Here is a 12,810-nt window from a genome sequence, read left to right on the forward strand (position 1 = left end):
GTAGAAAATGACCAATATGATTGCGAAAAATGAGCGGGCATTGCGCCAGTCGATTATCGATGCGTGTATTTCCATGAATTCAAATGGGCTGAATCAAGGGACATCAGGCAATATCTCAGTCCGGTATCAGGATGGAATTCTTATCACTCCAACGTCGTTGCCCTACGACGAAATGAGCGCCGAGGACATCGTATGGATGGGGTTTGATGGCGTGATAGAAGGGGATCGTGTCCCCTCCACAGAGTGGCGTTTTCACATCGATATTATGAGACAAAAGAAGGATGTGAACGCGATAGTCCACGCTCACCCGACAGCTTGTACAACACTGTCGATTATGAATCGCGATATTCCACCCATTCATTACATGGTAGCGGTAGCAGGTGGATACGATATCCGCTGCGCAGAGTACGCAACATTCGGTGTAAAAGCGCTTTCAAACAATGCACTTAAAGCTCTGGAAGGGCGTAAAGCCTGCCTGTTGGCTCACCACGGAATGATTGCTACTGCACAATCTCTGGATAAAGCGATGTGGCTGGCGATTGAAGTGGAAGCGCTGGCGAAACAGTACTTAGGTTGCTTACCTATGGGTGAGCCGCCGCTACTTTCAAAGGAAGAAATTCAAAACGTCATCAATCGAATGACCAATTATGGGCATGGCGATTGAGGATGGTTTAACGGGCTGAAACCAAAACGGTTTTCAGCATACATGAGCATTGATTAGGATGATTAAAATGCTAACAGATAAAATCAGCACTATGATAAGCGCCACTATCCTAGTTGCAGCAATGTCTGCCAGTACACTGGGTGTGGCCAAGGAAGCGCTTCCCCTTAAGGGGAAAACGGTAGGTGTCACAGTAATTGGGACTGACCACGATTGGGATCTGAAAGCCTATCAGGGGCAGGTCGATGAATTAGAAGCTCTTGGAGCGGAAGTTATTGCTCTGGATGCTGGTCGAAATGATCAGACTCAGGTCAGTCAGATTCAAACCTTAATTGCACAGCGACCAGACGCGATTATAGAACAGCTAGGGAATATTGATGTTCTTGATCCCTGGCTGAAACGAGTACGCAAAGCCGGTATCCCTTTGTTCACGGTGGATACTGTTAGTGCGCACTCAATCAACAACACTTCATCTAACAACTACAATATCGGTGCAGATCTGGCTTTGCAGATGGTTACCGATATGAAAGCCAAAGGCAAAGTGATCATCTTTAATGGGTTTGCTTCGGTTCCGGTCTGTAAAATCCGTATCGATCAGATCAAATATGTTTTCCAGTCCTTCCCCGATATCGAGATCATTTCTCCTGAGCTCCGCGATGTTATCCCTAACACGGTTCAGCAAGCCTATTCTGATATGACAGACATGCTGACCAAATATGGTCCTGACTCTGGGCTTAAATCTGTCGTGGCATGTTGGGATGTGCCAATGATAGGAGCGACTCAGGCGATTGAAGCGGCAAAACGTAAAGGCATTCGTACCTATGGTGTAGATGGTAGCCCTGAGTTTATTGAGATGGTTGCAAACCCAGATTCTGCAGCGGGAGCAGTGGTAGCTCAGCAACCTTATGAAATTGGTCGCCAGGCTGCTCGTACAGTGGCTGCCTATTTGAATGGCAAAGAAGTGCCATCCTTCACTATGGTGCCAGCAGTATTAATCAACAAACTTAATGCTGACGTCACGGCAGAAAAATTCTTGAAGGCGAAAAAGGAACAGGAATCTGCGCAGTAAGCCAGACTGTTCAGAAACATACTGGCTGCTCCTGAGGCAGCAGTATGTTTCTGATTGGTGATTCGGGAGAACAATATGAGCTCTATCGCAATAGAAATGAATGGGGTTTCTAAGACATTCGGTCCAGTCAAGGCGCTCAGTGATGTGTCTATGAAAATAGCCAAAAGCACAATTCATGGCTTAGTGGGGCAAAATGGAGCAGGGAAGTCCACTGTAATAAAGATTCTGGCAGGTATGTACAAACGAGATGAAGGAGACATCATCGTTGAAGGTCAAAGGTTAGCAGCCATAACTCCAAAGCTGATCGAAGAAGTGGGTGTTCACTTTATTCATCAGGATCGTTTGCTGGTTAACACCGCGACAGTCGCTGAAGCCATCTTTCTTCGAAATGAACCCAGATTTGGTCCTTTTATCAATCATAGAAAGATGAATGCTGATGCTGGCTTATTGCTTAAACAATATTTCGATCTGAATCTTGAACCATCCACTTTAATTTCAGACCTCTCTACAGCGCAACAAAAAATTGTTCAAATCACGCGTTCGCTGGCTCAGAAAGCCAAGATTCTGGTATTGGACGAGCCTACTGCGGCGTTGGTCACCAAAGAAGTCGACAGCCTGTTCAAGGTGCTTCGTCGCCTGAAAAATGACGGGATTACCATTATTTTTATTTCTCACTATATGTCTGAAATCATGGAGATTTGCGACTCAGTTACCATTTTACGTAATGGGGAGAATGTTGGGGAAGTAACACCTAAAGAGGTAGGGATTGAAAAAATAGTCGAAATGATGACCAATCGCGATACCTCCGAAATGTATCCTCCCCGGGATGTAACTTTGGGGCAATCAGTATTGGAAGTCGAAAACCTGTCTCTCAAAGATCACTATCATGACATCTCTTTTAACGTGCACGCTGGGGAGGTAGTCGCGATTGCTGGTCTCCTTGGTTCTGGTGATAAAGAACTGCTTCAGACACTTTTTGGTTTGCAGTCTCCCGACAGTGGGGAAATTCGTTTAGACGGTCAAAAACAACATTTTTCCAGCCCAGTTAACGCCGTGGAGAAAGGCATAGCGATGCTTCCAGAAGATCGGCGTGCCCATGGGGTTGCCGTCAGTTTGCCTCTTAGTGAAAACATCTCTCTGGCATCGGTCAGCAATTTCAGTACAAACGGGTTAGTCAATCGAGCCGCTGAACTGAATGCTGTTAACCAGTCGATTTCTGAACTGGATATTAAAACTCCCAGCAGCCAGACCCCGGTGAGGGATTTATCAGGAGGCAACCAACAGAAAGTTGTGGTGGCTAAATGGCTTTCAAGAGACAGCCGGGTTTATCTGCTCGATGAGCCTACTGTAGCGGTTGATGTTGGCTCAAAAGTCGAAATATACAATTTGATTAACCGACTGGCAGGAGAGGGGAAATCAATCTTGTTTGTTTCCTCTGATTTTGAAGAAGTCACCCAGATGTGCGATCGAATTTTGGTTATCTACAAAGGAGAGATGATCGCCGAATATCGCAAGGGAGAAATCAACGCCGAAGAATTGCTTGCAGCGGCATCAGGGCAGCTCACCAACAGTGAAAGGAGTCATGCATGAGCAGCAGTACCACCGTTTCTCAAATTAAGGCTCAGACCACACCACAAAAAGTATTCTCAGTCCAGAAGCTGGCAATACGCCTGGGTGCCTTCGTCGCATTGCTAGGGATTATGATCTACTTCGCTCTTTCTGCTCGGGGGTTCACGTCTGCATATAACCTACAAAACATTGTTGAGCAGTCTGCCATTCTCGGCTTTCTTGCCTTTGCCATGACGGTCGTATTTGTCGCGACGGGTACCGACGTACAAAAAGGGGGGATCGACCTTTCTGTTGCTGCTAATGCGGGTCTTTGCTCTGCCGTTTACGCCGTTATGCTGAAAAATGGTTATACCGATATTCAGGCGATCCCTCTGACTATAACGACGGGTTTACTTGTCGGGCTGCTTAATGGTTTTGCGGTGGTTACTCTAAAAATTTTGCCTTTGCTCAGTACGTTGGCAGTCATGAATATAGCCGCTGGTCTGGAGCTGGTGGTTACTCAAAATAGCGTCGTTGGCGCAGAGTCTCCACTGCTGGATCTTCTCACTTTTGGCAGCTTTCTTGGTATCAGCAGTTTGTCATGGTGCCTTATTGCCGGGGCTGTGCTGGTTTCAGCTGTCATGCACTTTAGTCCTTTGGGGCTTCGAATGTATGCCGTTGGAGGCAACATTGAAGCTGCAAAAGCCGCGGGTATTAACACTGGGCGGTACATCTATGGCAGCTATCTGTTCTCTGGCTTTGCTGCGGGCGTGACTTCCATTCTGATTGTAGCTCGCCTTAGCGCGTCAACTCCGGGGACCAGCCTTCTGCTTCTTCCCGTATTGGCAGCAGCACTGTTAGGCGCGGTATTTTCAAGGCGATTTGTACCTACCATTGGTGGAACGTTGATTGCCGTTCTGTTTATTGGGTCACTTTCAAATGGGTTCCAGTTGTTGGGTATTTCCTCCTACTGGGTAAGCGGTGTGCAGGGCGCGTTGATTCTAATCGTGGTTGCCTTTACATCATTCGCCAAAAAGTCTTGAGGAGATGAAAATGACAGCTCAATCTAACCACGCGGACCGACCATTTACTCTAGAAAGGCTTTCCAACTACTTTGTCATTGTGGCATTTGGTTTGGTAATAGTCGGCTTTTCGGTGTTTGCAGAGGGGTTTTTAAATTTCGAGAATCTGACCAATCTGGTGGTCAATAAAGTTGTTCTTCTGGCTATCGTTTCTCTTGGCATGACGATAGTGATCGCATCTGGGGGGATTGATTTATCCGTAGGGGTCTCAATCGACCTTTCTTCCATGGCATTCATCATGATGATTGCCGCGGGTTTCTCTGGAATTAATGGCGTTTTAGTGGCGATTTGTGCGGCGATAGCGGTAGGTTTGCTAAACGCAGTTCTCATTAACAGATTGAAAATTGACCCGTTTCTGGCCACTTTGGGCGTGCTTTTTATTGGTAAATCCATTCAGCAACTGGCAACACAGGGCGGAGTGCCCATCTATCTGACCAGAGAAGAATATTCCGCCCCATTTGAAGCCATCTCCCGCACTTCACTTTTGGGAGTGCCAACACCTGTTATCGTTCTGATTGTCTGTGTTGTAGCCGTTTACATCGCCCTTCACCGTTCGAAGTTTGGACGTTATTTAAGTGCTCTGGGCGCTCAGCCTGGCGTGGCGAAATATTCAGGGATTCGAGTGCCTTTTCAACTCACCATGGTGTTTGTTTCCAGTGCCGTTCTGTGCGGAATTGCCGGAATCTTACTGTCGTCGACTGTGCGTTCTTACGTTCCGTTAGCTGGTGACGCGTTTCTTCTGGATGCCATAGGCGCCACCTTTATCGGAACGGCTATCAGTGCCGAGCGAAAGCCGACTGTTCTCGGCACGATTCTGGGTGTGTTGCTTCTGGCAGTACTTCGCAATGGATTACTCCTGATGGGATGGAATTTTTTCTGGCAACAGGTCGGAATAGGTGTGCTGGTATTTGTGGTTTTAGGCATGTCGTTTGGGCTTCGAAAACAAGCTGAATAAGGAAATAAAGCATGACGAAGTTTGATGTAAGTGCGGTAGGGTTTGCTGTCCTCGATATTTTGGGGCGTCCGGTCACTCATATCCCAGAGGGAGGAAGAGCTGATTTTATTGAGGAGATCCGCATGACAGTCGCAGGAACGGCGGCAGCGACAGCGGTTGATTGCGCCATTTTGGGATTAAAAACTCGTATGGTGACCACAGTTGGGAACGACGATCTGGGTGACTTTCTGATAAACAAAATGAAAAGGTTTGGATTGGATACGGAACTGGTCAGGGTCGATAGTAGCACCCAGACCTCTGCTACTATCCTGCCAATTCGACCGAATGGGGAACGCCCTGCATTGCATGTGCCCGGCAGCGCAACAAGGTTTGATGTCCATGAGCAAGATCTGGACGTTGCTCTCGATGCGCAGATTATTCATATTGGTGGGACTGGTCTTCTAAAAAACTTTGATGGCGAGAAGACGCTGAATTTTATCAAAAAAGCCAAAGAGCTTGGTCGAATCACTACTTTTGATTTGATTCAGGCGACTCCTGAAACAACAGCTTTGGTGGAGCCACTTTTGCCCTACATTGACTACTTTGTGCCTTCACTAGAAGAAGCGTCAGAAATGGCGAACATGGATGATCACATTTTGGTTGCAAAGTGGTTTAAAGAAAAAGGGGTTAAAAACGTCATCTTAACCATGGGGGGCGATGGGGTTTATGTATTACCTGAACAGGGAGCCCCTTTTTCACTGCCTGCCCACGATATTAAGGTAGTGGATACCACAGGGTGTGGCGACAGCTTCACGGCGGGCATCATAGTTGGTTTGTCCAAGGGGTGGGGCATTAAAGAATGTGCGCGTTTCGCCAATGCAGTGGCTGCCAAAGTGGCAATGGGGCTAGGGTCAGACGGCAAGCTAGTTTCGTTTGACGATACGTTGAATGCCATGAACCAGTGGTCACTGAAAAACCATTAGAGCGTTCAGCTCGACAGGCAAGGATGAACAGAATGTCAGAGTTAACAAACAAAGTCGCATTGATAACAGGTGCCAGCAGAGGGATTGGACGGGCACTGGCCGTTGGGATGGCAAAGAGCGGAGCGGATATCGTCATCGCGGATCTTCCATCTCAACAGGTTGAGTTAGAGCAGACTCAGAAACAAATTCTAGAAACGGGGCGTAAGTGCGTTGCCTACAGTCTGGATGTGACGAATAAAAAGCAAGTGGAAGATGTTATCGGTGAGGCTCTACAAGAATTTGGAGAAATCGACATTCTTGTTAACAACGCAGGGATTCTAAAGCCTTCAAAACTAGAAGACCTCGATGAGGCAGACTGGGACGCTCACTTTGATGTGAATGGTAAAGGGGTGCTTTTAATGACCAATGCCATTCTTTCTCATATGAAGCAACGTAACTTCGGGCGAATAATCAATATTGCGTCCATTGCGGGTCGTCAGGGAGTAGCGACTCAGGGGCATTATGCCGCCACCAAATCAACGGTCATTACCCTAACCCGGGTCTATGCGCAGGAAGTGGGGGAATTTGGCATTACAGTCAATGCAATTTGCCCAGGAATCATCCTGACAGAGATGGGGAAAAATAATCTGGGATCCGATGAAGCCATAAAACACTGGCAGGAGGTGGCAGCACTTAAACGGCTTGGTGCGCCTGAAGATGTGGTCGGCCCTGCTGTGTTTTTCGCTTCAGAACTCAGCAATTTTGTCACCGGACAAGCGTTAAACGTTTGTGGTGGTATTTACTTCCACTAGGGCAACAGAGCCTGCGTTTTAGGAGATAGACAGATGGAAGCTGTTGCAATCATTGGAGGCGGTCCAAGTGGGATTGTCGCCGCCCGTTATTTACAGTCTCAGGGCTTTAAGCCAGAAATTTATGAAAGCCACAGCCGCATCGGTGGTCAGTGGGCGGCAGATAACCCCAAATCTGGTGTCTGGTCGACAATGCGCACAAATACGGCTCGCATGGTCACCCGCTTTTCCGACTTGGATCATGACGTGGATGTACCTATTTTCCCCAGAAACGATCAAATCAAACAATACCTGACCTGCTATCTCGAATACTTTGGGCTTTCTGGCTTCGTTTCACTGAATACCAGCTTGCGGTCTGTAGATTGTTTGGATAATGGGTGGAAGCTCACTTTCGAAGGAGATCAGGGAGTATTTTCCAAACAATTCGATAAAGTTGTTATCGCTACCGGAGCGTTTAACCGACCAAATATTCCAGTAATTAAGGGGCTGGACACATTCAGTGGAGAGTGCGGTTCAGTTCATGCCTTTCACTACAAGGATCCCGAATTCTATCGGGGGAAGCGTGTCTTAATTGCTGGTGGCAATATCTCCTCTCTTGAGATTGCGTCTGATCTTGCCATGCTGGGCGCCAGCAAAGTCATTACTACGATGAGAAGACAGCGCTACATTATGCCAAAGCTTGTTGCAGGCGTTCCTGTAGAAAGCTATGCATTTACGAGAGGTGGTGCACTTTTTCAAGAGCAGGCGAGCTCAGAAGAATGGGCACAGGCAACCAGAGAATTCATCTTAACGTACTCAGGAAACCCTGCTTGGTATGGCGCACCCGAGCCAGACCAAGACGTCAGAATTGCAGGTACAACGGGGAGCCAGAATTACCTGAACTTAGTCGCTGAAGGGAGAATCACTTGTAAACCCTGGATTGAGAAATTCGGTGATAATCAGGTGCATTTTCTGGATGGTAGCCATGAAGAAATAGACGGTGTTATTTTTGGTACTGGGTACCGCCTGAATCTCGACTTTTTCTCTGACGAGTTGAAAAGAGACCTAGAAGTCGACGGAATGCATATCACTCTGGCTGATCATACTTTCTCACCCAAGCTTCCCGGAATGGCATTTATGGGGCAGTGGGGGCAAATAGGGCCTTACTTCCCCGTGTTAGAACAGCAAGCCAGGTACATAGCCTACTCTTGGGGAAAAACGGTTCCAATTCCAGAGGAGCAAGCATTGATGAAAGCTTGTCAGGTATGCAAGGAAAAGAAAGGTGAAACTTTGTATCAGCACTTAATGGCGATTAAATTTGCCCGTCTGAACAAAAGCGATCCCACCGGGAGTGTAACGCCTTTGGTTGAGGAATTGCTGAGCAAGCATGCGGTAACGGGACTGACATTCAGACTTGCTGGTACTGATGCTCTTGATAACGCGTATGAGCAATTACTAGAAGAGTCTCGCCTGTATGGTGTTAAGCCCACGTCTCTAAGAAATGATTAAACCGAGTGCCCAAGTTCATCACTTGGGCACTCGGTTTTTTTACAGCTTAAATTCAGGTTTGAGCTGGTCGCACACATGGCGTGCAAAACCACTACCTGCTTCGCTATAGATGTTGAAAGCGGCGTCGACACCCAATTCAGTCAACTCATTGAGCTGATCAGAATATTCTGCGATCGCTGCAATTTGCCCCTTGAAGTCTTTGCGTTGTAATTGCTCTAACGCGAGCTGATTACCCAAATGGTGAGGCATGGCTAACAAGACCAACTTAACATTTGCTGTATCTAGAATGCGTTCCCAAAAATCCGGGTCGGTTGCATCGCCCTCAATCACGTTCCTGCCATGACTACGATGGGTGGCAGCTGCATCAGCGCGGACTTCGACGCCAAGGCTCACCTTTCCATAGCGTGTTCTTATTTCATCGTAAGCACCAGTGCCAATACGACCCATGCCTAATATCAGTACTTGTGCATGTCCTGGGTTTATCAGTTGGTCTCTTGCATGAAGTTTTTCTGCGGCGGCTTCTTTTAGCCATTTAGCACTACGCTGATAAATTTCATGACCAGCACGGGTTAGTGGCGCAGCCAGGACGAATGAAATGGACACTGCAATGGCAATTGAGACAAGAATGTCACCAGGAAGCCACCCCATCTTATATGCCAGACCTCCGACAATAAGCCCGAATTCTGAGTAGTTGAATAGCGTCAGTGACGCCAGCAAAGAGGTACGGACTCGGAATTTGAAGAAGTTGATAGTGAAGAAATAAAGAATCCCTTTCACCGGAAGAAGCAGCATAAAGAGCACAGCTAAAGACAGACCGGTCAACGTCGGTTCTTCTGCTAAACCAATGTTCAGGAAGAAGCAGACGAGAAAGAGCTCTTTCAGATTAAGAAGGGATTTGGACAGTTCAGAAGCCTTCTTGTGCCCAGCCAGAATCATTCCAAGGATCAGTGCACCCAGGTCAGCTTTCATTCCAACTATATGGAATAGCCCTGCGCCAACGACCAGAGCGAAGAAGATGCCAAATAACACCAGCATCTCACCATGACCTACCCAGTCGAGCAACTTATAGAATAGCGGTCTTAGGAACGGCAGAATAAAGAGAGAAATGGCATACCACTCAGGAATCTTTCCTGTAGAAGCGGTTAAGAAAACCACCGCAAAAATGTCCTGCATAACCAGAATACCAATGGCAAGCGTGCCATAAGTGGCATTCATTTCACCTTTCTCCTGAAGGCTCTTCACCGCAAATACGGTACTGGAGAACGATAGGGCAAAGCCAAGCAGAACAAGCTGTTCGATACCGATGCCGGCAAGCGTACCCACGCCAAGAGTCTTCAATAAAATCAGCGCAACGGTGAAAAAAGCGGTCGAGATAAGATTGTGAACCGTTGCCCCTAGCCATATCTCTTTGGCGAGTAAGGTTTTAACATCGAGTTTCAACCCGATGGTGAACAGTAGAAGAGTGACACCCAGGTCTGCCAGAGTGGTGATTGTGTCGTTGCTTTCAAAGCCATAAGCATTAAGAGCAAACCCCGCGAGCAAAAAACCAACCAAAGGTGGAAGGTTACACTTCAGAGCGGCGAAACCTGCAATGAACGCAACCGAAATAAAAATGAGTTCCATTGAAAAGCCAGCTAATTTGAGTTGTTGTTATACCAATCACAGTAAGTAGGTGTTCAGAAATAGCGTAGGAAAAACGCTTGAGAACAAAGCAAAAAATTTCGATAAGTAGCCATTCTACAATCAAATTTTTTAACGTAGTTATCGAGTGTTTCAACAAGCTAGAATGAGCAATTACTTGCTACGATTGGTATTAATATAGAGCAGATACAAAAAAGGGTCGCGCTAGACGACCCATTTGTTTAGCGCCTGAACGCTATTTTTCCACCAAACTTTTATTCTTCAAGTAATTTTTGTAACAAAACACCATTCAGCATAGCACGCTTAATCATTGCAAAAGCACCCATGGCTGGTTGGTGGTCAAGTTCCGAAGCAACAATTGGCAAATCGGTGTGGAAGGTTTTAAGCGATTGTGTTTCCACGTTTTTACGGATCGCCGGGAATACAATGTCTTGTGCTTTCGTAATGTCGCCCGCAATGATGATTTTCTGCGGGTTAAACAAGTTGATGGTAATCGCAATCGCTTTACCCAACTGGTTACCTACCTTTATCAGGCTTTGGCTAGCGAGCTCATCACCCTTTAGGGCGTGCTGACATACATCGTCCATGGTTGGATTCGATATATTGCTCAAGCTAGACTGGTAACCTTTGCTCAATAGAGTTCTGACTCGCTCTAAAATAGCAGGGTTAGAAGCGACAGTTTCAAGGCAACCAAAATTTCCGCACTGGCATTGTTCGCCTAATGGATCGATCTGAATGTGACCGATTTCTCCGACATTTCGGTTAAAACCCAGAAACACTTGTCCGTTGACAATAATTCCAGAACCAGTACCGCGATGGACACTGACCAGAATGGAGTCCTGGCAATCTCGGCTTGCGCCAAAATAATGTTCAGCCAGTGCCATGCCACGAACGTCATTTCCAACGAAGCATTCAACATTGAACGTATCGCGGACGACATCACCCAGAGCCAGGTTATCGATGTCGGTATTCGGCATGTATTCGATCACACCAGTTTCAGGATTGACCAACCCCGGTAATGAAATGCCAATAGCGATTAACTGTTCGATACGCTCTTTGTGTTCTTCAATAAAATTTCGAATCTGCTCCAGCAGACCTTCCATTAACTCGGTCTGGTTGTGGTAGATGAACGGTGCATAATGATTCACCAGTTCTTTGCCACCAAGGTTGTACAGACTGAAATGGATGTAATCACGACCAACACGGATCGCGATAGAGTGAAAAGGTTCGACTTCTGTCGTGAGGGAGATGGCTCTTCGACCACCTGTGGAGGCTTGTTGCGCGACCTCTTTAATCAGGCCGCGCTCCAATAGCTGGCGGGTTATTTTAGTAACACTTGCCGGAGCAAGCTGACTTACATCAGCGACTTGAATCCGTGAAATAGGACCTTGCTGATCAATCAAGCGGTAAACCGCTGCACTGTTGAGTTGTTTGACTAAGTCTACGTTACCTATTTGTCCGCCATTCATGCTTAATTTTGCTCGTATTGTCCGTTAACTACTGTCGCTTTGACATTGAAGTCACGGTCAAATACAGCAAGGTTAGCAACCATACCTTTTTTAACTCGGCCAAGTTTGTCTTCTACACCGATAGCGCGTGCAGCATACAGAGTGGCCATACGTAGAGCTTCATCCAAAGCGATCCCAACGTGCTCAACTGTATTTTGTACTGCTTCTATCATTGTTAGTGCTGAGCCGCCGAGTGTGCCATTTTCATCAACACACTTGCCATCTCGGTAATATACTTTCTTGCCTACAAAAATAAAGTGATCCATATCTGCGCCTGCCGGAGCTGTGGCATCGGTCACTAATACGAGCTTTTCGCCCTTAATTTTGTGAGCAATTCGGATGTTGGCGTAGTCTACGTGGAAACCATCAGCGATGATGCCCGCGTATACTTCTGGCGTATCGTAAATTGCGCCAACAACACCTGGTTCACGACCCGCCATTGGCGTCATTGCGTTGAATAGGTGAGTAGCGAAAGTGATACCAGCTTCAAAACCCTGACGAGCTTCTGCATACGTACCGTTACTGTGACCAATAGCCACAACAACACCCGCTTCGCTTAGCTTTTCAATGTGCGCAGGATCGTTTTGCTCAGGAGCCAGTGTCACTTTAGTCACTACATCTGCGTTTTCACAGATGAAGTCAATCATGTCACTGTCGGAGCGACGAATGTAGTCAACACTGTGAATGCCTTTCTTCATGACATTCAGGTAAGGACCTTCAAGGTGAAGACCCAAAGACTGGTTTTCATACTTCGCGTGGTAGTCACGAGCTGCTGCAACAGCTTGGCGCATGTTTTCGTCTGAAGAAGTGATCAGAGTTGGCAGAAAGCTTGTGCAGCCTGATTTCAGGTTTGCCTCATGCATGATTTGCATGGTTTCAGCAGTGATCTCATCGTTTAACATCACACCACCACAGCCATTTAGCTGTAGGTCGATAAAACCAGGGCTGACGTTTGCACCGTCCAGATCAATGGTTTTAATGTCTGCAGGAAGCTCAGCTACTGGACAAACAGATTCAATGTTTGCTCCGTTAACAACAACGGCATGATTGTCCAGCACATCGCTACCAGTATAAATTTTACAGTTGGTTAGCGCATACATAGTGTAAT

At 46.9% G+C, this 12,810-nt stretch carries 11 protein-coding genes; 8 read left to right on the forward strand and 3 right to left on the reverse strand.

Annotation, left to right across the window (positions count from 1 at the left end; all coding sequences use genetic code 11):
* The first annotated feature begins 7 nt into the window (after positions 1–7).
* The 8 genes from RH89_RS06810 to RH89_RS06845 all read left to right on the forward strand — a co-directional run bounded on the left by RH89_RS06810 (position 8) and on the right by RH89_RS06845 (position 8,553).
* Complete coding sequence (locus RH89_RS06810) at positions 8–664, forward strand: L-fuculose-phosphate aldolase (protein WP_022551343.1); 657 nt, start codon at positions 8–10, stop codon at positions 662–664.
* Between the two features lie 67 nt (positions 665–731).
* On the forward strand, positions 732–1,730 hold the full coding sequence (locus RH89_RS06815; RefSeq protein ID WP_004400525.1) for a sugar ABC transporter substrate-binding protein: 999 nt from the start codon (positions 732–734) through the stop codon (positions 1,728–1,730).
* 75 nt (positions 1,731–1,805) lie between these two features.
* Positions 1,806–3,320: a sugar ABC transporter ATP-binding protein gene (locus tag RH89_RS06820; RefSeq protein ID WP_004400527.1), complete on the forward strand. Its 1,515-nt coding sequence runs from the start codon at positions 1,806–1,808 to the stop codon at positions 3,318–3,320.
* A complete protein-coding gene (locus RH89_RS06825; RefSeq protein ID WP_004400529.1) occupies positions 3,317–4,321 on the forward strand; it encodes an ABC transporter permease in 1,005 nt (334 codons plus the stop codon). Before RH89_RS06820 ends, RH89_RS06825 begins: the two co-directional genes overlap by 4 nt.
* A 10-nt stretch (positions 4,322–4,331) precedes the next feature.
* Positions 4,332–5,315: an ABC transporter permease gene (locus RH89_RS06830; protein WP_004400531.1), complete on the forward strand. Its 984-nt coding sequence runs from the start codon at positions 4,332–4,334 to the stop codon at positions 5,313–5,315.
* An 11-nt stretch (positions 5,316–5,326) separates the two neighbouring features.
* Positions 5,327–6,277: a carbohydrate kinase family protein gene (locus tag RH89_RS06835; RefSeq protein WP_004400532.1), complete on the forward strand. Its 951-nt coding sequence runs from the start codon at positions 5,327–5,329 to the stop codon at positions 6,275–6,277.
* A gap of 32 nt (positions 6,278–6,309) precedes the next feature.
* Positions 6,310–7,068 carry an SDR family NAD(P)-dependent oxidoreductase gene (locus tag RH89_RS06840; RefSeq protein WP_004400533.1) on the forward strand — a complete coding sequence of 253 codons (759 nt, stop codon included), beginning with the start codon at positions 6,310–6,312 and terminating at the stop codon, positions 7,066–7,068.
* 33 nt (positions 7,069–7,101) lie between these two features.
* Entirely contained in the window at positions 7,102–8,553 is a 1,452-nt protein-coding gene (locus tag RH89_RS06845; RefSeq protein ID WP_004400534.1) for a flavin-containing monooxygenase, read from the forward strand.
* A gap of 39 nt (positions 8,554–8,592) precedes the next feature.
* On the opposite strand, the gene RH89_RS06850 is transcribed toward RH89_RS06845, so the two are convergent.
* The 3 genes from RH89_RS06850 to nagA form a co-directional block, all read right to left on the reverse strand.
* The gene (locus tag RH89_RS06850; protein ID WP_004400535.1) at positions 8,593–10,176 is read right to left on the reverse strand and encodes a cation:proton antiporter family protein; all 1,584 of its coding nucleotides are present in this window, start codon (positions 10,174–10,176) and stop codon (positions 8,593–8,595) included.
* 272 nt (positions 10,177–10,448) lie between these two features.
* A complete protein-coding gene (nagC, locus tag RH89_RS06855) occupies positions 10,449–11,663 on the reverse strand; it encodes a DNA-binding transcriptional regulator NagC (RefSeq protein ID WP_004400536.1) in 1,215 nt (404 codons plus the stop codon).
* Between the two features lie 2 nt (positions 11,664–11,665).
* A complete protein-coding gene (gene nagA, locus RH89_RS06860; protein ID WP_004400537.1) occupies positions 11,666–12,802 on the reverse strand; it encodes an N-acetylglucosamine-6-phosphate deacetylase in 1,137 nt (378 codons plus the stop codon).
* Positions 12,803–12,810: the final 8 nt, after the last annotated feature.

Source organism: Vibrio nigripulchritudo ATCC 27043, assembly GCF_000222685.1.
GTDB lineage: Bacteria > Pseudomonadota > Gammaproteobacteria > Enterobacterales > Vibrionaceae > Vibrio > Vibrio nigripulchritudo.

Excerpts from the sequence above, each read along its gene's own strand:
- RH89_RS06825 (WP_004400529.1), top strand. The coding sequence starts at position 3,317 with ATGAGCAGCAGTACCACCGTTTCTCAAATTAAGGCTCAGACCACACCA.
- RH89_RS06845 (WP_004400534.1), top strand. The coding sequence starts at position 7,102 with ATGGAAGCTGTTGCAATCATTGGAGGCGGTCCAAGTGGGATTGTCGCC.
- RH89_RS06850 (WP_004400535.1), bottom strand. The coding sequence starts at position 10,176 with ATGGAACTCATTTTTATTTCGGTTGCGTTCATTGCAGGTTTCGCCGCT.
- RH89_RS06830 (WP_004400531.1), top strand. The coding sequence starts at position 4,332 with ATGACAGCTCAATCTAACCACGCGGACCGACCATTTACTCTAGAAAGG.
- nagA (WP_004400537.1), bottom strand. The coding sequence starts at position 12,802 with ATGTATGCGCTAACCAACTGTAAAATTTATACTGGTAGCGATGTGCTG.
- RH89_RS06815 (WP_004400525.1), top strand. The coding sequence starts at position 732 with ATGCTAACAGATAAAATCAGCACTATGATAAGCGCCACTATCCTAGTT.
- RH89_RS06840 (WP_004400533.1), top strand. The coding sequence starts at position 6,310 with ATGTCAGAGTTAACAAACAAAGTCGCATTGATAACAGGTGCCAGCAGA.
- nagC (WP_004400536.1), bottom strand. The coding sequence starts at position 11,663 with ATGAATGGCGGACAAATAGGTAACGTAGACTTAGTCAAACAACTCAAC.
- RH89_RS06820 (WP_004400527.1), top strand. The coding sequence starts at position 1,806 with ATGAGCTCTATCGCAATAGAAATGAATGGGGTTTCTAAGACATTCGGT.
- RH89_RS06835 (WP_004400532.1), top strand. The coding sequence starts at position 5,327 with ATGACGAAGTTTGATGTAAGTGCGGTAGGGTTTGCTGTCCTCGATATT.
- RH89_RS06810 (WP_022551343.1), top strand. The coding sequence starts at position 8 with ATGACCAATATGATTGCGAAAAATGAGCGGGCATTGCGCCAGTCGATT.